The sequence below is a fragment of the Halorubrum sp. GN12_10-3_MGM genome, from assembly GCF_005435235.1.
GTDB classification, from domain to species: domain Archaea; phylum Halobacteriota; class Halobacteria; order Halobacteriales; family Haloferacaceae; genus Halorubrum; species Halorubrum ezzemoulense.
In genome coordinates, this window is sequence record NZ_SGUB01000026.1 from 1 (window position 1) to 24418 (window position 24418).

At 70.4% G+C, this 24418-nt stretch carries 28 protein-coding genes; 11 read left to right on the forward strand and 17 right to left on the reverse strand.

Annotation, left to right across the window (positions count from 1 at the left end; genetic code table 11):
• The 3 genes from EXE47_RS15230 to tpiA all read right to left on the reverse strand — a co-directional run.
• Nucleotides 1-461: DnaJ domain-containing protein (locus EXE47_RS15230; RefSeq protein ID WP_158293620.1), on the reverse strand; the 461-nt coding region annotated here is incomplete at its 3' end.
• 82 nt (nt 462-543) lie between these two features.
• Complete coding sequence (gene dnaK / locus EXE47_RS15235; protein WP_179231113.1) at nt 544-2472, reverse strand: molecular chaperone DnaK; 1929 nt, start codon at nt 2470-2472, stop codon at nt 544-546.
• A 190-nt stretch (nt 2473-2662) separates the two neighbouring features.
• The gene (tpiA, locus tag EXE47_RS15240; protein ID WP_049931274.1) at nt 2663-3307 is read right to left on the reverse strand and encodes a triose-phosphate isomerase; all 645 of its coding nucleotides are present in this window, start codon (nt 3305-3307) and stop codon (nt 2663-2665) included.
• A gap of 157 nt (nt 3308-3464) precedes the next feature.
• Here tpiA and EXE47_RS15245 point away from each other — a divergent pair, with 157 nt between their 5' ends.
• Complete coding sequence (locus EXE47_RS15245; RefSeq protein WP_086215858.1) at nt 3465-4223, forward strand: DICT sensory domain-containing protein; 759 nt, start codon at nt 3465-3467, stop codon at nt 4221-4223.
• A gap of 45 nt (nt 4224-4268) precedes the next feature.
• On the opposite strand, the gene EXE47_RS15250 is transcribed toward EXE47_RS15245, so the two are convergent.
• Nucleotides 4269-4796 (reverse strand): multiprotein bridging factor aMBF1, encoded by a 528-nt coding sequence (locus EXE47_RS15250; protein WP_137708503.1) that lies wholly within the window; start codon nt 4794-4796, stop codon nt 4269-4271.
• A 130-nt stretch (nt 4797-4926) separates the two neighbouring features.
• Here EXE47_RS15250 and aroA point away from each other — a divergent pair, with 130 nt between their 5' ends.
• The 3 genes from aroA (at nt 4927) to EXE47_RS15265 (ending at nt 7889) form a co-directional block, all read left to right on the forward strand.
• The gene (gene aroA, locus EXE47_RS15255; RefSeq protein ID WP_137708504.1) at nt 4927-6318 is read left to right on the forward strand and encodes a 3-phosphoshikimate 1-carboxyvinyltransferase; all 1392 of its coding nucleotides are present in this window, start codon (nt 4927-4929) and stop codon (nt 6316-6318) included.
• Between the two features lie 48 nt (nt 6319-6366).
• Nucleotides 6367-6624, forward strand: a complete 258-nt coding sequence (locus EXE47_RS15260) for a hypothetical protein (protein WP_049931278.1) — start codon at nt 6367-6369, stop codon at nt 6622-6624.
• Nucleotides 6625-6722: 98 nt separating this feature from the next.
• Complete coding sequence (locus EXE47_RS15265; RefSeq protein WP_089307914.1) at nt 6723-7889, forward strand: TRC40/GET3/ArsA family transport-energizing ATPase; 1167 nt, start codon at nt 6723-6725, stop codon at nt 7887-7889.
• Between the two features lie 28 nt (nt 7890-7917).
• On the opposite strand, the gene EXE47_RS15270 is transcribed toward EXE47_RS15265, so the two are convergent.
• Both EXE47_RS15270 and EXE47_RS15275 read right to left on the reverse strand, forming a co-directional pair.
• Nucleotides 7918-8553, reverse strand: a complete 636-nt coding sequence (locus EXE47_RS15270; protein WP_089307915.1) for a hypothetical protein — start codon at nt 8551-8553, stop codon at nt 7918-7920.
• A complete protein-coding gene (locus EXE47_RS15275; RefSeq protein WP_049931282.1) occupies nt 8550-9239 on the reverse strand; it encodes a hypothetical protein in 690 nt (229 codons plus the stop codon). The genes EXE47_RS15270 and EXE47_RS15275 overlap by 4 nt, the downstream gene beginning before the upstream one ends.
• 137 nt (nt 9240-9376) lie before the next feature.
• On the opposite strand from EXE47_RS15275, the gene EXE47_RS15280 reads away from it, so the two are divergent.
• From EXE47_RS15280 to EXE47_RS15300, 5 genes are all read left to right on the forward strand, one after another.
• Nucleotides 9377-10177 carry a DUF2103 domain-containing protein gene (locus EXE47_RS15280; RefSeq protein ID WP_049931283.1) on the forward strand — a complete coding sequence of 267 codons (801 nt, stop codon included), beginning with the start codon at nt 9377-9379 and terminating at the stop codon, nt 10175-10177.
• Nucleotides 10178-10308: 131 nt separating this feature from the next.
• Entirely contained in the window at nt 10309-11007 is a 699-nt protein-coding gene (locus EXE47_RS15285) for a LysE family translocator (RefSeq protein ID WP_049931285.1), read from the forward strand.
• 91 nt (nt 11008-11098) lie between these two features.
• The gene (locus EXE47_RS15290; protein WP_049931286.1) at nt 11099-12151 is read left to right on the forward strand and encodes an NAD(P)-dependent glycerol-1-phosphate dehydrogenase; all 1053 of its coding nucleotides are present in this window, start codon (nt 11099-11101) and stop codon (nt 12149-12151) included.
• Between the two features lie 157 nt (nt 12152-12308).
• Entirely contained in the window at nt 12309-12968 is a 660-nt protein-coding gene (locus EXE47_RS15295) for a DUF420 domain-containing protein (protein ID WP_049931287.1), read from the forward strand.
• Between the two features lie 93 nt (nt 12969-13061).
• Complete coding sequence (locus EXE47_RS15300) at nt 13062-14384, forward strand: M28 family peptidase (protein ID WP_086215853.1); 1323 nt, start codon at nt 13062-13064, stop codon at nt 14382-14384.
• Nucleotides 14385-14420: 36 nt separating this feature from the next.
• Here the strand turns inward: EXE47_RS15300 and EXE47_RS15305 are convergent, their stop codons facing one another.
• From EXE47_RS15305 to EXE47_RS15345, 9 genes are all read right to left on the reverse strand, one after another.
• Entirely contained in the window at nt 14421-14864 is a 444-nt protein-coding gene (locus EXE47_RS15305) for a hypothetical protein (RefSeq protein WP_049931289.1), read from the reverse strand.
• 162 nt (nt 14865-15026) lie between these two features.
• A complete protein-coding gene (locus tag EXE47_RS15310) occupies nt 15027-15758 on the reverse strand; it encodes an NAD(+)/NADH kinase (RefSeq protein ID WP_137708505.1) in 732 nt (243 codons plus the stop codon).
• A 113-nt stretch (nt 15759-15871) separates the two neighbouring features.
• The gene (locus EXE47_RS15315; RefSeq protein ID WP_049931291.1) at nt 15872-16156 is read right to left on the reverse strand and encodes a hypothetical protein; all 285 of its coding nucleotides are present in this window, start codon (nt 16154-16156) and stop codon (nt 15872-15874) included.
• Nucleotides 16157-16160: 4 nt separating this feature from the next.
• On the reverse strand, nt 16161-16592 hold the full coding sequence (locus EXE47_RS15320; protein ID WP_049931292.1) for a hypothetical protein: 432 nt from the start codon (nt 16590-16592) through the stop codon (nt 16161-16163).
• Between the two features lie 83 nt (nt 16593-16675).
• Nucleotides 16676-17464, reverse strand: a complete 789-nt coding sequence (locus tag EXE47_RS15325; protein ID WP_049931294.1) for a cytochrome b — start codon at nt 17462-17464, stop codon at nt 16676-16678.
• 4 nt (nt 17465-17468) lie between these two features.
• Nucleotides 17469-18278 (reverse strand): cytochrome bc complex cytochrome b subunit, encoded by an 810-nt coding sequence (locus tag EXE47_RS15330; RefSeq protein ID WP_049931295.1) that lies wholly within the window; start codon nt 18276-18278, stop codon nt 17469-17471.
• Nucleotides 18279-18285: 7 nt separating this feature from the next.
• On the reverse strand, nt 18286-18675 hold the full coding sequence (locus EXE47_RS15335; protein WP_049931296.1) for a hypothetical protein: 390 nt from the start codon (nt 18673-18675) through the stop codon (nt 18286-18288).
• Entirely contained in the window at nt 18672-19322 is a 651-nt protein-coding gene (locus EXE47_RS15340; RefSeq protein WP_049931297.1) for a halocyanin domain-containing protein, read from the reverse strand. The genes EXE47_RS15335 and EXE47_RS15340 overlap by 4 nt, the downstream gene beginning before the upstream one ends.
• A gap of 95 nt (nt 19323-19417) precedes the next feature.
• Nucleotides 19418-20332, reverse strand: coding sequence for a hypothetical protein (locus EXE47_RS15345; protein ID WP_137708506.1), 915 nt, complete (start codon nt 20330-20332; stop codon nt 19418-19420).
• A 123-nt stretch (nt 20333-20455) separates the two neighbouring features.
• Here EXE47_RS15345 and EXE47_RS15350 point away from each other — a divergent pair, with 123 nt between their 5' ends.
• Entirely contained in the window at nt 20456-20938 is a 483-nt protein-coding gene (locus EXE47_RS15350; protein ID WP_049931299.1) for a hypothetical protein, read from the forward strand.
• Between the two features lie 83 nt (nt 20939-21021).
• On the forward strand, nt 21022-21642 hold the full coding sequence (locus tag EXE47_RS15355; RefSeq protein WP_049931300.1) for an HAD family hydrolase: 621 nt from the start codon (nt 21022-21024) through the stop codon (nt 21640-21642).
• A 31-nt stretch (nt 21643-21673) separates the two neighbouring features.
• Here EXE47_RS15355 and EXE47_RS15360 read toward each other — a convergent pair whose 3' ends face one another.
• Both EXE47_RS15360 and EXE47_RS15365 read right to left on the reverse strand, forming a co-directional pair.
• On the reverse strand, nt 21674-22537 hold the full coding sequence (locus EXE47_RS15360) for an MBL fold metallo-hydrolase (protein ID WP_089307920.1): 864 nt from the start codon (nt 22535-22537) through the stop codon (nt 21674-21676).
• A 3-nt stretch (nt 22538-22540) separates the two neighbouring features.
• Nucleotides 22541-24394: a radical SAM protein gene (locus EXE47_RS15365; protein ID WP_086215847.1), complete on the reverse strand. Its 1854-nt coding sequence runs from the start codon at nt 24392-24394 to the stop codon at nt 22541-22543.
• Nucleotides 24395-24418 lie beyond the last annotated feature (24 nt).

A 24418-nucleotide genomic window follows, 5' to 3' on the forward strand; every position in this document is an offset into this window, starting at 1 on the left:
TCCTTGGTCGCCCCGTTGAACGCCTCTTCGAGGTCGATCGTCAGTCCGGTCTTGAGGTCGCGCCCCTGCCGCGGGCGGTTGCCGCCGCCACCGCCGCCGCGGCCGCGACCGCCGCCACCGAAGAACTGGTTGAAGATGTCCTCGAACCCGCCGGCGCCGCCAGCGCCGCCGGCCCCGCCGAAGGGACCGCCGGCGCCGCCCGGACCGGCACCGCCGCCGGTCGCGCCGCGCTTGTCGGCCTGGGTGAACCGATCGTGGCCCATCTGGTCGTACTGCTGGCGCTTCTGCTCGTCGGTGAGCACCTCCTTAGCCTTCTGGATCTTCTTGAACCGCTCCTCGGCGTTCTCGTCGTCGCTGACGTCGGGGTGGTGTTCGGCGGCCTGCTTGCGGTACGCCTTCTTGATCTCCTCCTCGCTGGCGTCCCGCGACACGCCGAGGACGTCGTAGAAATCTTCGGTCATGCGTTGCGTTTGTTAATTGGTGTTGATCGACGGGTCGATTTAAGCGGCGGGGTCGAGGCGTCGAGCGTCGGGTGAGAGGGCGTTACTCCTCGTCGTCGTCTACGTCCTCGAAGTCGGCGTCGACGTACTCCTCGTCGTCCGCGTCGCCGCCGGGACCGGCACCGCCGGGGCCCGCCGCACCGCCCGGACCGCCCGGACCGCCAGCGCCGCCCATCCCGCCGGGACCGGCGCCGCCCGCGCCGCCCGGACCGGCCTGCGCGGCCTGTCCCTCGTACATCTGCTTGCCGATCTCCTGGAGCTCCTCGGTGAGCGCCTCGGTCACGGACTCGATCTCGTCGGTCTCGGCGTCCTCGTCTTCGAGCACGTCCTCGACGTCCTCGATGGCCGCCTCGATGTCGGCGACGAGCTCGTCGTCGTCGAGCTCCTCCTCGTTCTCTTCGAGGAGGGTCTCGGCGCGCTGGATCGTCGTCTCGGCCTCGTTGCGGGCCTCGATCCGCTCGCGGCGAGCCTCGTCCTCCTCGGCGTGCTTTTCGGCTTCCTCTTGCATCTCCTCGATCTCCTCGTCGGAGAGGCCGACGCCGCCCTCGATGGTGATCGACTCGGCGTTACCGGAGCCCTGATCCTCTGCTTCCACGTTGACGATCCCGTTCTCGTCGATGTTGAACGAGACCTCGATCTGCGGGGTTCCGGCCGGCGCCGGCGGGATGCCGGAGAGCTGGAACGCGCCGAGCAGCTCGTTCTCCTCGGCGATCTCGCGTTCGCCCTGGAAGACGCGGACGTTGACGGAGGTCTGGTTGTCCGCGGCCGTGGTGAACACCTTCGACTCCTCGGTCGGGATCGTGGTGTTCTTCTCGATGAGCCGCTCGAAGAGGCCGCCCTTCACCTCGATACCGAGCGAGAGCGGAGTCACGTCGAGGAGGACGATGTCGTCGACGTCGCCGGAGAGCACGCCGCCCTGGACCGCCGCACCGAGCGCGACCGCCTCGTCGGGGTTGACGTTCTTCTTCGGCTCCTGGCCGACGAGCTCTTCGACCTTCTCCTGGACCTGCGGCATCCGTGTCGAGCCGCCGACGAGGATGACCTCGTCGATGTCCGACTTCGAGTAGTCGGCGTCGGCGAGCGCCTGCTCGGTCGGCTCGACGGTACGGTCGATGAGGTCAGCGGTGAGGCTCTCGAACGTCGCGCGGGTGACGGACTGTTCGAGGTGGACCGGCCCGCTGTCGGTCGCGGTGATGAACGGGAGGTTGACCGTGGTCTCCTTCTTGTTCGACAGCTCGATCTTCGCCTCCTCGGCGGCGTCCTTCAGGCGCTGGAGCGCCTGCCGGTCGTCGCGGAGGTCGATCCCGTGGTTGTTCTGGAACTCGTCGGCGAGGTGGTCGATGAGCGCCTCGTCCCAGTCGTCGCCGCCGAGGTCGTTGTCCCCGTTCGTGGCGACGACCTCGTAGACGCCGCCGCCGAGGTCGAGGACCGACACGTCGAACGTGCCGCCGCCAAGGTCGTACACGAGGACGGTCTGGTCGGACTCGTCGTCGAGCCCGTACGCCATGGAGGCGGCCGTCGGCTCGTTGACGATGCGCTCGACGTCGAAGCCGGCGATCTCGCCGGCGTCCTTCGTCGCCTGCCGCTGCTTGTCGTTGAAGTACGCGGGGACGGTGATGACCGCCTTCTCGACGTCGTCGCCGAGGTACTCTTCGGCGTCGCGTTTGATCTTCTGGAGGATCATCGCCGAGACCTGCTCCGGCGTGTACTCCTCGTCGCCGATCTCGACGGTGTAGTCGCCGTCGCCCATGTGCCGCTTGATCGACTGGATCGTGCGGTCGGGGTTCTGGACGGCCTGGTTCTTCGCCGGCTTGCCGACGAGGCGCTCGTCGTCGTCGGCGAATGCGACGACCGAGGGCGTCGTCCGGTCGCCCTCGGCGTTGGCGATGATCTCGGGCTCGTCGCCCTCCATCACCGCGAACGCGGAGTTGGTGGTACCGAGGTCGATACCGAGAATTTTGTTGCTCGCCATCTTGGTCACAGATAGCGGCTTGTTTCGGTTAAAGGTTACTAGACGCCGCGATCTCCCCGGGAGAAGAAAGCCGCCGCCGTCGTGCGTTTTCTCGATCGTGTGAGTCGCTCACATCGATGTTTTTATACCGATCCGCAAACGCAGCGCCGGTCTCGGGCTCGCGGACGCGAACCGGCCCGGACTCGCCGGCTCAGATCCCGCTCACGAGGTCTTCGAGGACCGCCTCGGGGTCGTCGGCCTTCGCGACGCCGGAGGCCAGCAGGACGCCGGCGGCCCCGAGGTCGCCGGCGGTCGACACGTCCTCGCCGGTGGAGACACCGGCGCCGCAGAACACGTCAACCGCGGGGTCGACGGCCTCGGCGGCCGCGACCGCGTCCTCGACGATACCCGGGTCCGCGGTGGCGACGGAGACGTCGCCGCCGATGAGCTCCGGGGGCTCGACCGCGACGGCGTCGGGGCCGAGCGCGGCGGCGGCGCCGACCTGCGCGGGGTTGTTCGCGCAGACGATCGTCTCCAGGTCAGCGCGCTCGGCCGCGCGGACCGAACCGTCGATGTCGGCGAGCTTCAGTCGCTTCTCCGAGTGGTTGATCAGGGTCCCCTCGGCGCCGTTGTCGGCGGTGGCCTCGGCGAGCGTCGAACCCGTGTGCGAACCGTGCTCGTTCGGCGAGACGTGCTGCGCCCACGTCTCGACGCCCGTCTCGGCGACGCGGGCGAGGTCGGCCGCCTGCGGCGAGACGGCGATCCGCGCGCCGGACGCCTCGGCGACGTCGCGGGCCGCGGTCGCTACCTCGATCGGATCGCACGGGTACGCCTTGAGGTTCACCAGGATGAACATACCTCTACTCGGGGAGCGCGGCGCAAATAGGTTCGTGCTTCGCGACGCTCGCTCGGGGTCCCGTCGTTTCGACCCCTCACAACCCCGGGAACCGGGCGACCCGGGGGGCGGAGAGCAGAAACGACCTTATACCCCGATGCTGTGGGTCCGACAAGAGATGTCCCTCATCGAGCTCATCGCCGGCGTGGAAGCCCACGAGGCCACGCTGACCGTGTTCAACGCAGAACCGGCGGTTACGGAGGAGCTCCGGGAGTATTTCGCCGACCGCAACGTCCGGATCGTCGACGATCAGACCGCCTCCGGACCGGAGGCGTTCGCCGTGCTGGCGCGGGACGGCGAGTTCGTCACGGGCGTCACCGTGGACGAGCTGCTGCCGGGGCGGGGCGGAGACGAGGGGGAGACACCCGCGGAGCGAGGTGAGACGCCCGGCAACGTCGGGAAGCCGGTGTTGGATCACCTCGACGAGACGATGTTTACCTCCTACTCCCGCGAGGACATGGTCGCCGCGTCGCGGGAGATCGAGGACCGCGCCTGGCGGGTCGGCGACGGAGAGCTCCACGCGGGGTTCCAGACCCTCGACGTCCTCACCGGGGAGGCGGACACCTACGACCTGCTTGGCGAGAAGGACCGGCTTGACGTCCACGCGTACGCCGCCGCCGAGGGCGACGCACCCGACGTCGGCACCTACACGGTCCACGTCGGCGAGACCGCCGAGATCCGCGAGACGTGGTTCGTCGCGTACGACGGGGGCGGCTACGAGGACGCCAAGTGCGCGCTGCTCGCCGAGGAGCGCGCGCCCGGCGAGTTCTACGGGTTCTGGAGCTACGACCCCGAGACGGTCGACTACATCATCGACTACCTGACCGAGCGGTACGGCGGATCGGAGCAGACGGACGGCGGCGGCGCGACCGTCTGAGGGCCGGGAATAACGAGTACGGCGGGGCCGGAGCGTCGTCGCGGCTCAGTCCTTCCGCTTGACGACGTCGCCGAGCGTCATCGTGCCGGCGTCGTCCGTCTCCCAGTCGGCGTCGTCGGTCGACTGCCCCTCGACCAGCGAGATGTCGAGCGCGCGCTCGAGCTTGCGCTGGACCTCGTCGGTCGGGAGCGTGTCGGCGCGTTCGAGCTTGCGGATGAGGCTCGCCTTCTCGTTGAGCTGGTCGGCCAGCTCCTCCTGGCTCAGCCCGCGCGACTCCCGCGCATCGCGGATCAGCTCGTCGTAGTCGGTGGCGATCTCGTCCATGTCGTCGAACATGTCGCGGGGGCGAGTCGAGCTCCCCGACGAGCCGCCGGAGCCGGACGATCCGGACGACGAAGACGACTTCCCGGTGCTGGAGCTGGTGGAGTACTTGCCGCCGCTGGAGCTCGTCGACTCGTCGCGGACCTCGGTGCCGAAGTCCGTACACGAGCTACAGAGCTCCAGCTCGGCGCCTTCGACCTTCGTCGTCGTCAGCGAGGCCTCCTCGGCGCCGCACATCTCACACTGGGGCATATGCGACGCTAGCGCTCCCGATGGTATAAAGGGTGTGCCGCGGCGCCGGGCGCGGGTCACGCCGGCGAGGTCCCGACCGCAATCGTGCCGCTGTCGGTACCGACTTGTCGCCGCGGCCGGCAGGACTGGTATGGACGTCCACGTCACGCGCTCGACCCTGCGAGGGACCGCCCGCGCGCCGCCGTCGAAGAGCTACACCCACCGCGCGCTGCTCGCCGCCGGCTACAGCGACGGCGCGACCGTCGAGTCGCCGCTGGTGTCCGCGGACACGCGAGCGACCGCCCGCGCCGTCGCGGCGTTCGGCGGTTCGGTCGCGCGCGCCGGAGACGGGAGTTCGACCGCCGAAGGCGAGCCCGGCCTGACGGGCGCCGACGCGCTCTCGGTCGAGGGGTTCGGCGGCCGCCCCGCCGTCCCCGACGACGTGATCGACTGCGCGAACTCGGGGACGACGATGCGGCTGGTCACCGCCGCGGCCGCGCTCGCGGACGGCACCACCGTCCTCACCGGGGACGAGTCGCTCCGCTCGCGCCCGCAGGGTCCGCTCCTCGACGCGCTCGCCGACCTCGACGTCCGCGCGGAGTCGACGCGGTCGAACGGGCGGGCCCCGCTCGTCGTGACCGGCCCGCTCGCCGGCGGCGAGGTCGCCATCCCCGGCGACGTCTCCTCGCAGTACGTCACCGCGCTGCTGATGGCGGGCGCCGTCACCGAGGAGGGGATCGAGGTAGAGCTCACGACCGACCTCAAGTCGGCGCCGTACGTCGACATCACGCTCGAACTGCTCGCCGACTTCGGCGTCGAGGCGACCCCGGTCGACGAGGACGGCGATCCGCTCGACGGTGCCGCGGGCGCCGCGGGGTTCTCGGTCCCGGGCGGACAGACGTACGCGCCGAGCGACGAGACGTACGCGGTCCCCGGCGACTTCTCCTCTATCTCGTACCTCCTCGGCGCGGGCGCGGTCGCGGCCGCGCCCGGCGAGCCGCTCCGGATCGAGGGCGCCCGGCCGAGCGCGCAGGGCGACGCCGCGATCGTCGAGATCGTCGAGCGCATGGGCGTGCCCGTCGACTGGGACCGCGAGGCCGGCGCGATCGCGGTCGAGCGCGGCGATCTCTCCGGCGTCACCGTCGACGTGGGGGGAACGCCCGACTTGCTCCCGACGATCGCCGCGCTCGGCGCGGTCGCGGACGGGGAGACGCGGATCGAGAACTGCGAGCACGTCCGCTACAAGGAGACCGACCGGGTGTCCGCGATGGCCGAGGAACTCGAAAAGCTCGGCGCCGAGACGACCGAAGGGCGGGACGTACTCACGATTCACGGAGGCGAAAGCGATCTCGTCGGGGCGACCGTCGACGGCCGAGCCGACCACCGGATCGTGATGGCGCTGTCCGTCGCCGCGCTGGCGGCCGAGGGGACGACGACCGTCCGCGGCGCCGAACACGTCGACGTCTCCTTCCCCGGCTTCTTCGACGCGATGGCCGACCTCGGGGCGACCGTCGAGCGCGGGGACGCGCGGGGAAGGGAATAGTTATAGCCGTTCGCAATACACACAATAGTATATGGTGGCAGACAGCAGATGAGCGGTGATCCGGCGTCGAACGGAGCGGCGGACGGACCGAACGCGGCGGTCGTCGTCGGCGTCGTGTTCTCGGCGATCGTGGTGCTCACCGTGATCGCGTACACGGTGACTGTGACCACGGTCAACCTGCTTGCCGTCGACCTGCTCGCGTACCCGGTCGGCGGGGTCGCGCCGTTCGTCGTGATCACTGGGGCCATTCTCACGATCCCGATAATGATTCCGACCGCGCTGATCTCGATGAAGCGACTCGGCTGACCGCGGTCGCGGCGTCATCCGGTCACCGCTCGAAGCGCGACGGTCGCCGCCGAATCCGGACCGACGGCTACACAAGCCCACCGGACCGACACACGCGTATGGACGACATCGACGTCGAGCCCGTCGACCGGGTCGACGAGGCCGACGACGACACCGCGGTCGAGCCCGCGGAGACGGACGAGGAGCTGACCGTCGACGAGGAGCTCGCCGACCTGCCCGCGGGCGTCGACGCGCCCGACTACGTGCTGTACGGCGGGAAGGGCGGCGTCGGAAAGACGACGATGGCGGCCGCGACGGGGCTCGCCTCGGCCGCGGGCGGCGTCCGGACGCTCGTCGTCTCGACCGACCCCGCGCACTCGCTGTCGGACACCTACGAGACCGAGATCCCCGCCGAGCCGGCGCGCATCCGCGAGGACGTACCCCTGTACGCCGCCGAGATCGACCCCGACGCCGCGGTCGACGAGGGGATGTTCGGGGCGGACGGCGACCCGCTCGGCGGGCTCGGCGAGATGGGCGACGCGATGGGCGGCATGGGCGGCGAGGGGCCGATGGGCGGCGCCGAGGGCGAGGACGGCGAGGGGCTCGGCGGACTCCTCGGCGGCACGATGCCCGGCGCCGACGAGGCGGCGGCGATGCGCCAGCTGCTGGAGTACCTCGACGACCCGCGGTTCGACCGCGTCGTCGTCGACACCGCGCCGACCGGTCACACGCTCCGCCTGCTCCAGCTGCCGGAGATCATGGACTCGATGCTCGGGCGCGTGATGAAGCTCCGGCAGCGCTTCTCCGGGATGATGGACGGGATCAAGGGGATGTTCGGCGGCGGCGACGACGACCCCGACCCCTCGGCGGACCTCGAGGAGCTCCGCGAACGCATCGAGCGACTCCGAGCGGTCCTGCGCGACCCCGCGAAGACGGACTTCCGCGTCGTGATGATCCCCGAGGAGATGAGCGTCGTCGAGTCCGAGCGGCTCGTCGCGCGGCTCGACGAGTTCGGAATCCCGGTGAACACGCTCGTCGTCAACCGTGTGATGGAGGGCGTCGGCGACGTGACCGGCGGGAACGGGGCCGGGATCGACCCCGACTGGGTGGTCGAGCCCAACCCCGACACCTGCGAGTTCTGCGCCCGCCGGTGGGAGGTCCAGCAGAGCGCGCTCCGCCAGGCGACGGACCTGTTCCGCGCCCGGGACGTGAAGCGGGTGCCGCTGCTCGCGAACGAGGTCCGGGGTGAGGCCGCGCTGCGGGTCGTCGCGGCCTGTCTGGACTGAGCGGTCCGACTACGGCTCGCGTCCGGCGCTACTCGGTCGCGCTCCCGAAGATCCGGTCCCGGACCAGCTCCGCGACGCCCGCGAGGTGCGCCTGTCCGAACAGCCCGACCAGCACCGCGCCCGCGGTGTTGTACATGAGATCGAGCACGGTGTCGTCGAGCCCGTGCTGCGCGAGCGGCATGTCGATGCCGGTCTCGGTCGCGACGATGTCTAAGCCGAACTCGAACAGCTCCCAGAGCACGCCGAACGCGAGGACGATGAGGACGATGAAGACGAACGCGAACCGCGACGGGATCCGGATCCCGTCGCTGTGGAGGTCGATCGCCCGGAGCGTCGTGTAGCCGACTGCGGCGACCAGGGAGGCCGACAGCGCGTGCGTCATGTGGTCCCACCACTCGACACGGGCGTAGAACCCGGCCGAGCCGACCGTGTGGAGGAACACGGCCGTCGTGATCCACAGGGCGAGCCACGGGTCGAGCGGGAGGTCGTACCGGCGCTCGAGCGCCGCGGGGACCAGCGTGACGAGGAGCGCAATGACCCCGTTGCTTACTGCCTTCTGCTCGCCCGCGAGGAAGCCGTACGCGACGATACCGACGAGCAGGACCTGCATCGCGCCCGTGAGTCGACGCTGCGACGCGAGGGACAGCCGAGGGAGCAGCGTCATCGCCGCACCACCCGGCGGATGACGCGACGGAGGAGACGTCCCCGGCGGCGGAAGTAGCCGTCGAAGAGGAGTCCGGCCGCGATCCCGGCCAGCGTGACGTACATGTACTCGGTCATCAGCGCGTCGTTCGTCGTCAGGTACGCGGTGCCGACGCGCTGGTCGAGGTTCCAGCGCAGCACCGTCCACACCGCCGCCGTCGCCAGCGTCGTCATCACGACGAAGGCGACCGCGAACCAGTGGGTGAGCCGCAGCGACGTGAACATGTGGAGGTCGACGGCGATCACGAGCGCCAGCGCCGCGATGGCGACGTACGCCGCGAACGTCCCTAACTCGCCGCCGAGGAGCGCGCCCACGAGGACCGGGAGCAGCGCGAGGCCCACCAGCTCGGCCGGGAGCATCGTCCGCCAGTCGCGAGCCGCGACCGTGGGCGCGAGCAAGACGCCGCCGAGTCCGACCGCGATCGCCGCCGACAGCAGGTCGTAGTCGAGCGCGCTCTCGACGAGGACTCCGCCCAGGACGGCGATCATCGCCCACGCGACGAGGGCGTTGAGCCGGCCGTCGCGGATCAGCTGCGTGAGTCTGTCCTCGACGGATCCCAGCGTGCCGGCGAGGTCTTCGCCGGACTCCCCGTCGCCGACGCTCGCGTCGGAGCCGGTCTCGGCGTCGCGGCGTCGGTCTCCGTCCATGTCCGGTACCGAGGCCGGGGAGGATTATAAGCTGTCGCTCCGGATCAGCGGTGGGCGCGACGGTGTACGGCGGCGAGCGGGCCCCGAGACCGGCGGCGAACGGACGCGCTTTTACCTTCCACGGCCGTGTTGTCGGTATGAACTGTCGGCGGTGTGGGACCCCGTTAGAGAAGCCGGGGGACTACTGTTTGACCTGTAACACCGCCAACGCCGACGCGGTCGTCGCCGAGTTCGACGCCGACCGCGCGCACCTGACGATGTTGGACGAGGACGCCGTCGTCGGCGAGACGACGATCACCACGCGCCCGGAGGACACCGAGCGCCTGACGGAGGTCCAACTGCGGAACTTCGCGGGGCGCGTCGCCGACGAGATCCGACGCAAGCGACCGGAGACCGTCTACGCCGCCGGCGAGCGCGAGCCGCTCCGCGAGACGCGCGCGCAGCTCCACCACGAGTTCTACCGGGTGCCCGACGGCGGCGCCGGCGGGAGCGACCGAGACGGGACAACGGCGAGCGACCCCGCAGACGACGGCGGGAAGCCGGACGTGAGCCCCCTCGTAGAGTGGGTGCTCGACCGTCGCGGCGACCGGTCGCTGGCGGTGGTCGAGACCCCGCCGCGCGAGAAGATCGGCGGGTCGCACTCGACGCTCATCGGCGACCGCAAGGGGCGGAAGGCCGTCCAGACCGTCGCGGAACACCCGCACGTGAAGAAGATCGTTCCCGGTCCCATCGACGCCGGCGGGACGGGGTCGCGGACCGGCCTCCGCGCGAAGGCGACGCGCGCGGGGACCAACGGTAACGTCCGGCTACTCCTGCGGGACGGCTCCAGCGTCCAGGAGAACCGGATCGTCACCACGGCGATGGACCGCGAGACCGGCGAGCGCGTCCGCGAGGACCTCAACGAGGCGCTCCGGGACGCGGAGCTCCAAGACGTGTAGCTTCCGGCCCCGCCCGCCGTGTGCGGATCTGGCGTCCGATGTCCGTATCTCGGTCGCAGCGCCCGGAAACGACCACTACCGACCGCGTCGCTGTCGCGGGGTTTTTCACGAGACCGGTCGTTGCGAGCGGTGTGAGTACCCTCGTCACGCTCGGCGCGGGCGTCGTCTTCGGGCTGGCGCTCGCGGCGCCGCCCGGTCCGATGAACGCGGTGATCGCCGAGGAGGCCGTCCTCCGCGGTCGCTTCGCCGGCTTCCGGGCCGGCCTCGGCGCGGCGACCGCCGACGCGATTTTCTTCGTCCTCGCGTACGTCGGCGTCGTCGCGGTCGTGGAGTCGTTCCCGCTGTTACAGGGCGTCATGGTCGCGGTCGGCGGCGTCCTCATGCTGTACTTCGCCGTCGGCGCGGCCCAAGGCGCGCGGGCGTCGTTCCGTCCGACCTCCGGCGAGGAGCCGATCGCGGCCGAGGGGAAGGGGTTCCGCAAGGCGCTGGTGCTCGCCCTGACGAACCCGTACCAGGTGCTGTTCTGGCTGACGATCGGCGTCGGCCTGCTTCAGCCGGGCGAACTCGACGTGTTGTCCCGGCTCCCGGTGGTCGGAGCCGACCTCGCCGGGACGCTCGTGGTCGCCACCGGCTCGCCCGCGCTCATCGGCGGGTTCTTCCTCGGCGTGCTGGTCTGGGTCCTCGGCTTCCCCACGGGACTCGTCGCCGCGGAGCGCAGGATCGAGGCGTTCGCCCCGATCGTCGCCGTCGCGTCGGCGTTCGTGCTCGCCGGCTTCGGCGTCTACTTCCTCTACGACGCGGCGACGACGCTGGCCGCGCTTGGGGCGTAACCGGGGCGGCCGTCGCCCGTCGGCCGCTCCGCGGCGGCCGCGCCCGCCGTACATGGACAACGGCTTTGACCCGTCGGCGCGACCGTCCCGTATGTTCGAGAAGACGACGTGGATCAAGCTCCCGCGGAACGTCCTCGTGGGACACGACGTCCTCGACGACCTCGGGGAGGCGGTCGGCGAGCTCTATCTCACCGGGCGGCCGCTGATCGTGACGAGCCCGACGCCGAACGAGATCGCCGGCGACCGCGTCAGAGCCCAGTTCGACGACCCCGCGACCGCGGTCGTGGAGAACGCCTCCTTCGCGGCCGTCGAGGACCTGAAGGAGACCGCGGAGGCGGTCGACCCGGGCTACCTCATCGCGCTCGGCGGCGGCAAGCCGATCGACATCGCGAAGATGGCAGCTGACCACCTCGACGTCGGCTTCGTCTCCGTCCCGACGGTCGCCTCCCACGACGGTATCGTCTCGGGGCGCTCGTCGATCCCAGAGGGCGACACGCGCCACTCGGTCGCCGCCGACCCGCCGCTCGCCGTCGTGGCGGACACGACGCTGCTCGCGGACGCCCCGTGGCGGCTCACCACCGCGGGTTGTGCGGACATCATCTCTAACTACACCGCGGTGAAGGACTGGCGGCTCGCCCGCCGCCTGCGGAACGTCGAGTACAGCGAGTACGCGGGCGCGCTCTCGGAGATGACCGCGGAGCTGCTCGTCGAGAACGCCGACATGATCCGCCCGGGCCTAGAGGAGTCGGCGTGGGTCGTGGTGAAGGCGCTCGTCTCCTCCGGGGTCGCGATGTCGATCGCCGGCTCCTCGCGGCCCGCCTCGGGCGCGGAACACCTCATCTCCCACCAGCTCGACCGCATCGCGCCGGGGAAGGCGCTCCACGGCCACCAGGTCGGCGTGGCGTCGATCATGACGGAGTTCCTCCACAGCGGCGAGAATGGGCGGTGGGCGGCGATCCGCGACGCGCTCGCCGAGCTCGACGCCCCGACGACCGCGGGCGAGCTGGGGATCGACGACGCGGAGCTCATCGCCGCGCTCACGAGCGCCCACGAGATCCGCGACCGCTACACCATCCTCCAGGGCGGGATCAACGAGGAGGCGGCGATAGGGGTCGCGACCGCGACCGGCGTCATCGAGGAGTGATCCCGGTTCGGCGCGCGGGACGCCGCCGGACGGCCCCGCGTCGCCCCCGAAGAACGGCCCCGCGTCACCCCTGCGGAACAGCCCCGCGTCGTCCCCGATCGCCGGCTCTCGATTCCGACCTCGAAAGGCCAATAACGCTCCCGGGAGTACACCTGATATGTCCACCGCCAGCGTTCGCGACCGGGCCAAAGAGCGGGCCACCGCGATAACCGTCCTCCTCACCGTCGTCGGCTACGGCGCCGTGGGGGGCGTGTTCCTCGTTCCGGAGTTCCAAGCGCTGTTCCCGACGCTCACGCAGGAAACGGTCAATCTGCTCGCGCACGCCATCGCGGCCGTCAACACGGTCACCGTGATCTCCCTCTCGCTCGGCTGGTACTGGATCCGGAACGACGAGGTGAAAAAGCACGCGGCGGCGATGACGACGTCGTTCGTCCTCATCCTCCTGTTCCTCGGGATGTACCTCCCGAAGGTCGCCGGGGGCGGCACCAAGGAGTTCGTCCTCGACTCGTCGTACGCGTGGGTCCCGCTGTGGGACTGGGTGTACCCCGCGTACCTGATCATGCTCGCGATCCACATCATTCTCTCCGTGGTCTCGGTCCCCGTCGTCCTCTACGCGATCGTCCTCGGGCTCACCCACACAGAACAGGAGCTCCGGACGGAGACGCCACACCGGCGCGTCGGTCGGATCGCCGCGAGCGCGTGGATCCTCTCGCTCGCGCTCGGGGTCGTCACCTACCTCCTCTTGAACCACCTGTACGACTCGACGTTCGCGGCCGCCGAGGCCGCGACGGTCCTCCTGCCGGCCGTCCCGGTCTAACTCCTCCCCCTCGGCCCCGGCGTCTCGCCGGGGGATCCCGGCCGCCCCCGCCGCCACCGAAACGCTTGACCGGCGGCCGCGACACCCACACCCATGACCGACTGGATCGGCGAGACGTTCACGAGCGACGCGGGCTGGAACCACCTCCTCGACCTCGTCGACGTCGGCGACCGCATGGCCGGTTCGGCGGGCGAGCGCGAGGCGCTTGAGCTGACCCGTGACGCGTTCGCCGCGGCCGGCGCGCGGAACGCCGCGGTCGAGGAGTTCGAGATACAGGGCTGGGAGCGCGGCGACAGCGCGGTCCGCGAGGCCGCGACGGACGAGCCAGTCGCCGTCGGCCCGAACGCGTGTATCGCGCTACCGCGCAGCCCGAGCGCCGAGGTGACCGGGGAGTTCGTCGACCTCGGTCACGGCGTTCCAGCGGACTTCGAGGCCGACCTCGAGGGGAAGGTCGTGATGGTGTCGTCGGACACCCCCGACGCCGTCGACCGATTCATCCATCGCCGGGAGAAGTACTACCGCGCGGTCGACGCCGGCGCCGCCGCCTTCGTCTTCGCCAACCACGTCGAGGGGACCCTCCCGCCGACCGGGAGTGTCGGGACCGCGGAGGCGCCCGTGGGGGCGATCCCGGCGGTCGGCGTCTCGAAGGAGGCCGGCGCCCGGCTGGCGCGGCGACGCGAGGGCGACGACCTGACCGTCGCGGTCGACTGCGAGACGCCGACGGCGACGAGCGGCAACGCGGTCGCCGAACTCGGCCCCGACACCGACGAACACCTGCTCGTCTCCTCGCACGTCGACGCCCACGACATCGCGGAGGGCGCGATGGACAACGGGGCGGGGACGGCGACGATCGTCGAGGTCGCGCGGGCGCTCGCTGCGCGCGAGGGCGAGCTCGACGTGCGGGTCCGGTTCGCCGCGTTCGGCGCCGAGGAGGTCGGGCTCGTCGGCTCGTCCGTGGCCGCCGAGGCGGCCGACAGGGAGGCGGTCCGCGCGGTCGTCAACGTCGACAGCAACGTGTTCGGTCGGACGCTGCGGCTCGACCACCACGACTTCGACGCGCTGGCGGCGGCCGCCGACCGTGTGAGCGACCGCTTCGACCACCCGATCGCGACGGGGAGCGAGCTGGTCCCCCACAGCGACCACTGGCCGTTCGTGAAGCGGGGGATCCCCGGGTACATGGTCTCGGGCGAGACCGAGGGGCGCGGCCGCGGCTGGGGCCACACCCACGCCGACACGCTGGATAAGCTGGAGTCGCGAAACCTCCGCGAGCAGGCGATCCTCCTGACCGAGCTGGTCGTCGAGCTCGCCGAGGCGGACGCGTCGGTTCCCCGCCGCGACACCGACGAGATCGCGGCGGCGCTCGAAGCCGAGGGGAAGGCGACGGGGATGAAGCTCACCGGCGACTGGCCGTTCTGACGCGAGGCGAGCGAGAAAGTGACGGTCCGCGGTTCGTCAGGCGACGACGAATTGGTTCCAGATCCCTTCGACGAGGAAGAACAGCGCGAAGTACGACGACCACACCAACACGACGAGCGAGGCGGCGATCGAGCTCTTCGGCGCCTCGATCGTCATGTCGTTCCGGGCCTCGACGTTGCGGGCCTCCAGCTCGAAGAAGTCGGCGACGAACATCGCGAGGACGAGCACGGAGAGGATCGTCCCTCTCACCGGCGAACCGAGGATGTAGACGAACGAGAGGAGGACAAGCCCGACGTTAGTGAACACGTGCGGCGTGTACGCCTCCACGCTGTCCGCCTCCTGTCCCTGTTCGACGTGCCGCCTGTGCGCGAGGTGCCGCGTGGCGAGGTTCGCGACTGTCATCACGAAGATCGCGTACGGCAGCGCCGGCCCGACGGCCGACAGCCAGCCGAGGGGAACGAGGAACTGCAGTGGGTCCATATCCACCACTTCCGTTCACGACGTATTAGAGTGTTTCCGATCGGCGCGCCCGCGGGGAGGGGCGGCGTCGCTGCGATCGGAACGAGCCGTCCGTCGCTGCGATCGGAACGAGCCGTCCGTCGCTGCGATCGGAACGAGCCGTCGCCGCCACCGGAGGAGGGATCACCCCTGCTCCGCCGTCGGAGCGAGGAGATCGACCGTCGTCGCGGCCTCGATCCTGACCGCGCGATGTGGCTCGACAGTCCCCCAGCGGTCCCCGTCGACGACCAGCGCGACCGACTCCTCCTCGCGCTCGACGGTGACCCCGAGGCGGCCGCTCGCGACCCACGTGTCGGGAGCGGTCGTGAACGGCGAGACGGGGACGACAGCGAGGCCCGCCCCGGGCGATACCAGCGGCCCGCCGGCCGCCGCCGCATACCCCTCACTCCCGAGCGGCGTCGCGACCACGGCGCCGTCCGCGCGCACCGACGCCGACTCGCCGTCGGAGAACGCGATCTCGTACTCGGATATCCGGGCCGGCGCCGCCGTCACGAACGCGACATCGGCGGCCGCGAACCGGCGGCGGCTATCCGGCCGTTCGACCGCGACGACCGGATGAGCGACGCGGGAGAACGCGTCGAACTCGGGAGCCGGCCCGTCGACGACGAGGTCGGTCACGAGACTCGGGTCGACCGCGTGACGGCCCGTTCCGACCGGGAGGATCGGGTGACCGCGCGTGTCCGTACTCGCGGCCGCGCGCATCGCCTCGCGGAGCGCGGCCTCGCCGACGGCGACGACCACGTCTGCCTCGGCGCGGTCGACGAGCGGGGCGCCCGCGTCGGTCGCCGCCGATCGGATCGCCGCCGCCGGGTCGCCCTCGCCGAGAACCGCGAAGGGGCGCGTCGGCTCACTCATGGCCGTGGGTGGGACGAGCGGCGGTGAAAATCCCTCGGTTCGCCGGCGGTCGCCGTCGCGTCGCCGGTGAACGGCGCGAGGAAGAGCGGAGAAACGAGACGAGCGTTTCGCGTTCAGTTCGCAGCGGCGTCTTCGTCGCCGCCGTTGAGAGCGTCACGGAGCTGGCGGCTGGCCGGGATGAGCACCCAGAACGTCGCCGCGCCGAGCACCATCAGCCAGAAGAACATGTCGCCCGCGAACACGCCGATCTCGCCGTACGCCGTGTTCACGCCCTCCGCCGGGTTCACGAGCTGCGACACCTGGTAGTACGACGGCGTCCGGTACCAGCCGCCGAAGGTGATCCACCCGAGACCGCCGATCGCGAACAGGGCGAAGCCCTTCATGAACTCGTCTGCCATTATCTCATGTTTCGCTGGGGTCGTCTTGAGACTTTCCCATCCCCTGTCCGCGGAACCGGGTCCCGAGCACGTACACGGCGGTTCCGAGGATAATGAATCCCACGCCCGTGATCGCCAGTATCGCCACCAGCACGTCTTCCGGGGGCAGGAGTCCGGCGTTGTCGAGCAGATAGACGATGGTCGTCCGGACGAAGCTGATCTGGAGCGTCGCGGCGTCGATGAGGGTGAACCCGACGAAGTAGGTGACGACCGCGGCGAGCGTCGAGAAGACGGTGACGGCCTTGTACAGCCGGAACGGGACGACGATCTCTCGGCCGCTCGGGCCCTCCCGCGGGCCTGTCGGCTCGGTGCGGGGCTCGGCGTCGTCGTCGGCCGCGATCGGATCGCCGGTCTCGTCGAACGCCTGCGAGGAGTCGCCGTCTGTTGAGGATGACATGGGTGATACGGAGCGTCTGAACGGCTGGACCGGACCGCGACCGCGCGTCGGTCACGGGGGCGAAGCGGGCGGGGCTCGACCGGTTACTTCGGCGGGCGGAGCATGAAGTACCGGCGGTTGAGGTCGTACATGTACCCCTCGCGCATCGTCTTCAACACCGCGTAGGTGATGATGCCGGCGACGACGGGGAGCATGAACACGAGCGAGAACAGCAGCTCGAGCGGGACGGGGAAGAAGTTCTGGATGGCGAGCACCGCCAGCGTGATCGCCAGCACGACGCCGGTCATCCCGAGCGCCGCCCAGCCCGGCTCCTCGACGGGACGCCGCGCGTTCCCCTTGTTGAGGAAGGGGACGAGCGTGATGACGCCGAAGATGGCGCCGTGGGCAACGAGCCCGTACAGCTCGTTGGACATGACGATGTTGCCGCCCAACACTGCGAGTTCGGGGTTGATCGGGCTGAGTTTCAGCAGTCCGAACGACCAGTAGAGGTACCAGTCGGGCAGGATGATCGCCGGCGTCGATCCGGGGTTCGCCGGGTCCCCGAAGTGCCCCGGAAGGATCGACGCCACGAGCAGCATGATCCCGAGGAAGAACGACGTGATAGCGAGGTTCCGGATCGTCTCGTGGGGCCACGTCGGGAAGCCGAGCACGTCGCGCTCGACGTACGTGGACTCCGCGCGGAGGTCCTCGTCCTCGCGGCGGGACCGCTCAAAGTACTGGTAGGTGAGCTGTGCGAGCCCCTGGCTGCGCTCCTTGCGCTCCGACCAGGTCGGCGTCTCGTCGTCCGGCGGGACGGTCGCCGGGGGGCCGCCGTCGGTCCGCGCCTCGTCGTCGGTGCCTCCGTCCGTCATGGGAGTGGTGTCGTCGGTCATTGGATTAGTGCGGTTCCGCGATGCCCTGCACCCAGACGATGCCCACGTGGACCGCGATGAGCGCGGTGACCACGAACGGCAGCACGAACACGTGCAGGATGTACATTCTCACGAGCGTCGCCTGTCCGAGGGTGAAGCCGCCGAACAGCAACTGGGCCGCCCACTCGCCCACGATCGGGGTCGCGAGCGCCAGTTCGACGCCGATCTGCGCCGCCCAGAAGGACAGCTGCTTCCACGGGAGGACGTACCCGGAGAAGCCGAACAGCAGCGTCAGGGCGATGAGCACGACGCCGAGGATCCAGTTGACCTCGCGCGGCTCCTTGTACGCGCCGGTGAAGTAGACGCGCAGCATGTGGAGGAACACCGCCGCCACCATGAACTGCGCCGCCCAGCGGTGGATCGCCCGGAGCATGAACCCGAACTGGACGTCCGTCATGATCATCACCATCGAGTCGTACGCCGCCGTCGGGTCGCCCTGCGCCGCCGCACCGGCGGTCGACGGTGCGTAATAGAACCCGAGCAGCGCGCCGGAGACCGCCGCGAGCAGGTATGCGATGATAGAGAGGGACCCGAGCGAGTACAGCGGGTACCAGTACCAGAACTTGTTGTCGAGGTCGTACTGCTCGGTGTGGCTCTTCGGCATCTGGAGGTTCGCGCGGTAGTACATCGTCTCCAGCAGTTCGAGGTAGTCGACGATGCGAAGCCGCTTGTCCAGCCAGATGAGCGTGGTCAGGAACGCCGTCTCGATAGCCGTGAGGTCCTGACTCTTGAGCCACGCGTTGTGGTCCATGTCGTCTTGTTTTTTCAGACTCATTGTCGAATCACTTCTTGTAGTACGGGTACACAGCCCGTTTCAGCGTGTCCGCCAGCCCGCCGGTGTCGATGCTTTTGCCGTCCTTGTCCTCCTCGCGGACGTACAGGTCCTCCCACTTACGACGGCGTTTCTTCACGATCATCACGTCCGGAAGGAACTCTTTCCGGTACAGGAGTAGGATGAACGCGAGATCAATAAAGATGAGGGCGAGAAGCGCCCCGACGAACATGTTGCCGGCCTCCGTCGACGCCCACGCGGACATCAGCCCGTAGGTGAAAAGCGCGACGAACACGACCTCGATGACGGTGAGGAGGACGATCGCGATCGCGGCGGCGGTGCTCTCACGGGCTGGTTCGTACCGGTGAATGTCGCCGTACGAGGAGTTGCCGGAGCTCATCTCGCACCCCCGTGACCCGTGTGGGCGGACTCGCCGTACTTGAGCATGTAGAACGTGAACACGAACGTCAGCCCGATGCCGAGGATCGCGGAGATGCCGACCCAGTGGGCGTGGAGCGGAACGCCGACCTTGGCGATGTCCTCGGGCCACCCGGTGTTCGCGCCGCCGCCGACCTCGACGGTCGCGACGTCCTCGCCGACGGCAATGCCGCCGTGCATGCCGACCGCGGTGTGGGGCACGCAGTGGTAGTGGGTGATCCCGGCGTCCTCGCTCGACGTCTCGTACTCGTAGGTGTACCCCTCCTCGCCGACGGGGTCACCGCTGTCGAAGCTGGCCGGGCCGCCGCCATCGACCGCCTGGACGTTGTGGTCGCCGCCGTTGCCCGTCCACTCCCAGGTGATCGTCGTTCCCTCGTCGACCCACACGAGGGTCGGGTCGAACGCGAGGCCGTTGCTGCCGGCCCCGACCGAGATGGTCACCGAGTCCTGGCCGCGGGCGTCGGTGTACGAGCCCACGTTTCCGCTGGCCGCCCCGCTCGGCCAATCGGGCTGTACCTCCTGTGCAGCCGCCGTTCCGGTCGCCCCGGCGGAGGCCGCGACGGCGGCGGTCGCGCCGCCGGCCGTCCGCACGAAGTCCCGCCTTTTCATACAGTTTCACTCAGGACGGGGTGCGCTTAAACCCACCGACTGATACCGCCGACGCGGAGGTGTCTGTAGGGCCTGAGACCGTCGAAATCGGCGGATTACTCGTCTCGGTCGGGGTCGGTCGTAGCGCCGTCCTCGCCGGTCACGAGGCCGTCCTCAACCGGGACGAACTCGGGCCGCTCCTTCGCCTCGCGGAGCGCTCGCAGACGGTCGCGGTACTCCTCCGATCGGAACCGGTCCGAGAGCCGCGCGTTCGCCACCATCGCGAACAGGAACACCCCGACGAGCAGGAACACGATGCCCATCGCCGGCGCGACGATCGTGTCGAGGTCCGTTGCGGCGGTCGCGACGAGGAGCGCCACGCCGGCGAGCACCTGAATCCCGGCGACCGCCTGTATCACGAGGTTGCCGAACTCGCCCGAACCCTCCGGAACGCTGTCGGGGTGCGGGAGCGACCAGTCCTCCGGCGGCTCGGGCACCTCGTACGAGTCCATCGCCGCCAAGGCGACGACCGGTTCGATGTCCCGAAGCACGGTTCCCTCGCCGCGTACCTCGCCCGTGGGGCGGATGATCGCGTATCCCTCGTCGGAGTAGACGAGGATGCGCTCCTCGCCGTCCTCGCGGACGCGCTCTAAAACGCCGAACACGTCGCGGGTCGCGATCCGGGACTTCAGCTCGGCGTCGACCCGGTCGAGGAGCCGGTCGCCGGTGATCCACGTGTCGGGGTCGAAGGCGGCGTCCCACTCCTCGGCGCTCATCTGGGCCATGTCCGACGGGCCGAAGTCGTCGAAGTCGTACTCGGACTCGACGCGCTCGCGGAGGGCCTCGATGTCGTCCTCGTCTCCGGGAGCGCCGTCGGCGTCGGTCGACGCGGGCTCCGCTTCCGGAGTCCCGTCGGTCACCCGAGATCCGTCTTCCGCGGGCTCCGTGTCGGGGGCTTCCGGGTCGTCGGGCGGGTCGGCCGACTCCTCCGACGGCGACTCCGGCTCCGACCGCGTCGAGGTGTCCTCCATCGCCCCGGGGTACGTGCTCCTGACGCTAACTGTTTTCGTCCGCGCCCCGACGGCGAGAGGGCGGGACCGCGGGCGCCCGACGCGGATCGGGGGGCTTTACGCGCCGGAGCACGTATCGACGGTATGGTCGACGAGTCGGTCATCGCGGCCCTCGCCGGGATGTCCGTGACGACGAGTCTCCCGTTCCTCCTGTACGGCGCCTGGATCATGATCGACGCAGAGACGGTGTCGTGGAACGTGCTGATGCGCCACCTGCGGTACATCGTCGTCGGACTGGTGCTCACGACGGTCCCGATAGCCGGGTGGATGGTCCCGCGCGTCCTCGACCAAGTGAGCGGCATGGCGATCCTCCACGCGTTCTTCGGCGTTCAGGCGTACGCCCTGTTGGCGTTCGCGCTCACCGGGATCGTGCGGATCTTCCAGGCGAAGCGGAACGCCGACGCCTACGAGGACCCCAGCGTGGACATCGACGAGCTCCACGAGGACATGAGCCACTGGCGGAAGCGGCTCCGCGCCGGCGTCGCCGGCTTCATGCTCCTGTGGTTGTGCGCGTGGGTGACCGGGCTCTACCGGCTCGTCACGCTCCACTTCGGCTCGCTGTTCTGACGGCGGCGGCGCGAACGGTCGGCGTCGAGAGGCGTTCCCCCGACCGACAGCTTCAATCCGGGTTTGTCCCTAACGGTGGTATCGTGGCAGTCACCTTCGATCTCTTCGGGACCCTCGTCGACGTCGAGTACCCGTCCGACCCGGCGGAAACGGTCGCGCGCGAACTGGAGTCCCGCGGCGTAACGGTCCCCGACGACTGGCACGTCGCGTACGGCGAGCAGCACGTCGAGGCGCCGGCCGGCGCGGAGGTCCCTCTCCCCGCACACGTCGCTCGGGCGCTGGACTCCCGCGGCGTCGACGCGGAGCAGAACGTCGCCAGGCACGCCGTGATCGCGGCGTTCGACCCGGACGTGACCCGGCGCGACGGCGCGCTCGACGCGGTCCGGGGCGCGGCCGACCGGGGCCCGGTGGGGCTGCTCTCGAACTGCGCCGTCCCCGAGCTCGTCCCGCGGACGCTGATCCGGGCCGGGCTCCGGGGCGAGTTCGACGCGGTCACGACGAGCGTCGGCTGCGGCTGGCGGAAGCCGCACCCCTCCGCGTTCGAGGCCGCGGCGGAGGCGCTCGGAACGGCCACCACCGGCCTCGTCCACGTCGGCGACGACCCGGAGACCGACGGCGGGATCGTCGCCGCCGGCGGCCGCTTCGTCGACGTGACCGAGACGCCGCTCTCCGAGGTCGTCGCGGAGTTAGAGGCGGAGCCGTAGGGGCGTTCGGTGGACGGCGGGAGCCGCGGAGTCAGTCGAACCCGCGGTCCGCGAGCCGCGCGCGCCACGCCTCGTCGGCCCGTCCCTCGGCGACCAGCTTCTCGACGTGCGCGGCGACCGTCGCCAGCGCGAGGTCCCGCACGCCGGAGAGGTCCTTCTCGTAGGCGCCGTCGACGACCGCGTCGAGGTCCGACGCGCCGCCGTCGAGCGCGGCGATCACGTCTCGCTCGCGGTCCAGCCTGTGATCTATCAGCCGCTCGCAGGCCGCCGGCGGGTCGTCTATCGGCGGGCCGTGTCCGGGGAGGAGTCGGTCGTAGCCGGCGTCGCGCACGCGTTCGAGGCTCGCGAGGTAGGCGGCGAGGTCGCCCTCGGGCGCGGCGACCGCGACGCTCCCCTCGGCGACGGCGAGGTCGCCGCAACACAGCACCGACCGCCCCGACTCGGTCCCCGGACCGCCGGCCGCGAACGCGAGGTGGTCCGGCGCGTGTCCCGGCGTGTCGACCGCGCGGACCGCGGTGTCGGCGACCGTCTCGCCCGGCGCGACCGTCTCGTCCGGCTCGACCCCGGCGGCCGCGGCGAACCGGTCCGCGTGGTCATCGCGGGCGACGACCGTCGCGTCCGTCAGGGCGGCGTAGTCAGCGACCGCGCCGACGTGGTCCGGGTGGGCGTGGGTGACGGCGATCGCTTCGACGGACGGGGCGTCCGCGTCTACCGATCCGCGCTCCGCGAGCGCCGCGTCGAGCGCGTCGGTCCGGGCGGCGGGGTCGGCGAGGAGGCCGTCCAACAGGTACGCGTTCGTGGTCCCGCCCGGCGCGCGCGTGTCGACGGGGACTTCGACCCGGGTAACCGCGGGACCTTCGAGGCGGTCGGGGTCTTCGGGATCGTCGACCGACATCGCTCAGTCCCCGCGACCGAGCGACGACCGCGCGGCCGGACCGGGGCCGGAGCCGGGACGCTCGCGACCGGGGATCGGCACGTCGGTGTCGCCGGCGACCGCGTACGCCCCGAGGTCGGCGACCCCGGCGTCGACCGCTTCGACCGAGTCGTAGTGGCGGCCGACGACGATGTCACCAGCCGTGCTCCGGTTGATCCCGGGGATCGCGGTGAGCTCGTCCATCGAGGCCACGTTGACATCGAGCGGGTACGGGACGCCGGTGACGGAGCGGTAGCCGTGGTCCGTGATCGCCACGTCGATGCTCGTTCCGAGCTCGCGCTCGCCCGGCACCGCGACGAGGAGCGCGTACGTGCCGAGCTGGCGCCCGAACGTCTTGCCGTCCTGGTGGTACTCCAGGTACACGTCCGGGAGGACGGTTCCCGGCGGCACAACGCGGTCGAGCATCGGGTTGTCGATGGTCTCGCGCACCTCGCGCTTGTACGCCTGGAACTGGTCTTTGTGCTCCTGTGCGACCTCGGCCCCCGTCTCGGCCATCTCTGTGCCCGCGAACGCCATCACCTGCCGGATGTTGATCCGGCGGAGCATCAGCCCCTCGTCGTACACCGTCTGGAGGAAGCGCTTGTTGTGCTCGTACGTCTCCGGGCGCTCGCCGGTCAGCCCGTGGACGAGGTTGATCCCGGGGAGGAGCTTCGGCAGCCGCGGCGAGGCGTCCGGTCCGGTTGAGGGACCGGTGACGCGGGCCGGGTCACCGGGCGTCGTCTCGGGGGCGTCGCCCGGGCGCCAGCCGCCCTCCTCGTTGACGACGCGGACGGCCTCCAAGCACTCCTCGGCGGTGACGAGGAGGTTGTTCTCCTCCTGAACGACCGGGTCGGCCGATTCGAGCCCGAACGCGGCCGTGTCGCCGGGCGTGTTGTGCTCGGCGATGACGCGGATCGCCTCGCGGGACGCCTCTGGGTAGTCCGTGATCGTCACGGGGTTCATGTTGTCGAGGTGGAGCGTCCGGAGGTCGGGCGCGACCTCGCGGATCCCGCCGTACAGCTCCCGGAGCGCGTCGGGGTTCGGCGCCTCGCCGTCGCCGCCGAACGCGAGGATGTCGGCCTGCCGCCCGAGCCGGAAGTGTCGCACGCCGCGGTCCGAGAGCGCGTCGACCTCGTCGACGACCGACCGCGCCGCGCGGAACGCCGGGTCGCCGTACAGCGGCTCCGTACAGAACGAGCAGCGGTAGGCGCACCCGCGGGAGGTCTCCATCTCGCAGATGAGGTAGTCGGGGTGGTTCGGGTGCTGCTCGACGACGAACGCCCCCTGCCGGGCCCAGCGGTCGACCTCCTCGTTCGTGCGCATCCGGTTGCCGTACCCTTCCAGCCCCTCGCGGACGAGGTCGTGGGCCGCGGCCTCCACGTCGCCCATCGCGACGAAGTCGTAGTCGAGGTCGTCGCGTCGGGTCTCCTGCGCGCCGGCGTTCTCCTCGCCGACGCCGAAGCGCACCGGGCCGCCGAGCAGCGTCACGCCGTCGGCGGTCCAGCCGAGCTCTCGCACCTCGTCCGGCTCCGCGGGGGTGCCGCCGACGTACTTCCCGGGCACCGTCATCCCGCCGACGTAGATCATGAGGTCGGCGTCGGCGACGTCGGCGTGCTTGCTCCGGTCCTCGCGGAGCTCGTCGATCGTGTGATAGGTGATCGCCGACTCGGGGACGCCGGCGTCGACGAGCGCCCCGGCGGTGTATCGGGGGTACGTCGAGAGGTACGGCGGGACGCCGAAGTGGGCCGGCTCGTCGACGTACCCGTCGACGATGGTGACGGAAAGGTCGTTCGGGTCGGCCGGGAGCGACCCCCGAGCCGACGCGGGCGAATCGGTCATGTTACCGTCCGTACTCGACCGAGA

Coding starts and splice junctions, on each gene's coding strand:
- dnaK (WP_179231113.1), bottom strand. CDS start 2,472: ATGGCGAGCAACAAAATTCTCGGTATCGACCTCGGTACCACCAACTCC.
- tpiA (WP_049931274.1), bottom strand. CDS start 3,307: ATGTTCATCCTGGTGAACCTCAAGGCGTACCCGTGCGATCCGATCGAG.
- EXE47_RS15245 (WP_086215858.1), top strand. CDS start 3,465: ATGTCCCTCATCGAGCTCATCGCCGGCGTGGAAGCCCACGAGGCCACG.
- EXE47_RS15250 (WP_137708503.1), bottom strand. CDS start 4,796: ATGCCCCAGTGTGAGATGTGCGGCGCCGAGGAGGCCTCGCTGACGACG.
- aroA (WP_137708504.1), top strand. CDS start 4,927: ATGGACGTCCACGTCACGCGCTCGACCCTGCGAGGGACCGCCCGCGCG.
- EXE47_RS15260 (WP_049931278.1), top strand. CDS start 6,367: ATGAGCGGTGATCCGGCGTCGAACGGAGCGGCGGACGGACCGAACGCG.
- EXE47_RS15265 (WP_089307914.1), top strand. CDS start 6,723: ATGGACGACATCGACGTCGAGCCCGTCGACCGGGTCGACGAGGCCGAC.
- EXE47_RS15270 (WP_089307915.1), bottom strand. CDS start 8,553: ATGACGCTGCTCCCTCGGCTGTCCCTCGCGTCGCAGCGTCGACTCACG.
- EXE47_RS15275 (WP_049931282.1), bottom strand. CDS start 9,239: ATGGACGGAGACCGACGCCGCGACGCCGAGACCGGCTCCGACGCGAGC.
- EXE47_RS15280 (WP_049931283.1), top strand. CDS start 9,377: ATGAACTGTCGGCGGTGTGGGACCCCGTTAGAGAAGCCGGGGGACTAC.
- EXE47_RS15290 (WP_049931286.1), top strand. CDS start 11,099: ATGTTCGAGAAGACGACGTGGATCAAGCTCCCGCGGAACGTCCTCGTG.
- EXE47_RS15295 (WP_049931287.1), top strand. CDS start 12,309: ATGTCCACCGCCAGCGTTCGCGACCGGGCCAAAGAGCGGGCCACCGCG.
- EXE47_RS15300 (WP_086215853.1), top strand. CDS start 13,062: ATGACCGACTGGATCGGCGAGACGTTCACGAGCGACGCGGGCTGGAAC.
- EXE47_RS15305 (WP_049931289.1), bottom strand. CDS start 14,864: ATGGACCCACTGCAGTTCCTCGTTCCCCTCGGCTGGCTGTCGGCCGTC.
- EXE47_RS15310 (WP_137708505.1), bottom strand. CDS start 15,758: ATGAGTGAGCCGACGCGCCCCTTCGCGGTTCTCGGCGAGGGCGACCCG.
- EXE47_RS15315 (WP_049931291.1), bottom strand. CDS start 16,156: ATGGCAGACGAGTTCATGAAGGGCTTCGCCCTGTTCGCGATCGGCGGT.
- EXE47_RS15320 (WP_049931292.1), bottom strand. CDS start 16,592: ATGTCATCCTCAACAGACGGCGACTCCTCGCAGGCGTTCGACGAGACC.
- EXE47_RS15325 (WP_049931294.1), bottom strand. CDS start 17,464: ATGACCGACGACACCACTCCCATGACGGACGGAGGCACCGACGACGAG.
- EXE47_RS15330 (WP_049931295.1), bottom strand. CDS start 18,278: ATGAGTCTGAAAAAACAAGACGACATGGACCACAACGCGTGGCTCAAG.
- EXE47_RS15335 (WP_049931296.1), bottom strand. CDS start 18,675: ATGAGCTCCGGCAACTCCTCGTACGGCGACATTCACCGGTACGAACCA.
- EXE47_RS15340 (WP_049931297.1), bottom strand. CDS start 19,322: ATGAAAAGGCGGGACTTCGTGCGGACGGCCGGCGGCGCGACCGCCGCC.
- EXE47_RS15345 (WP_137708506.1), bottom strand. CDS start 20,332: ATGGAGGACACCTCGACGCGGTCGGAGCCGGAGTCGCCGTCGGAGGAG.
- EXE47_RS15350 (WP_049931299.1), top strand. CDS start 20,456: ATGGTCGACGAGTCGGTCATCGCGGCCCTCGCCGGGATGTCCGTGACG.
- EXE47_RS15360 (WP_089307920.1), bottom strand. CDS start 22,537: ATGTCGGTCGACGATCCCGAAGACCCCGACCGCCTCGAAGGTCCCGCG.
- EXE47_RS15365 (WP_086215847.1), bottom strand. CDS start 24,394: ATGACCGATTCGCCCGCGTCGGCTCGGGGGTCGCTCCCGGCCGACCCG.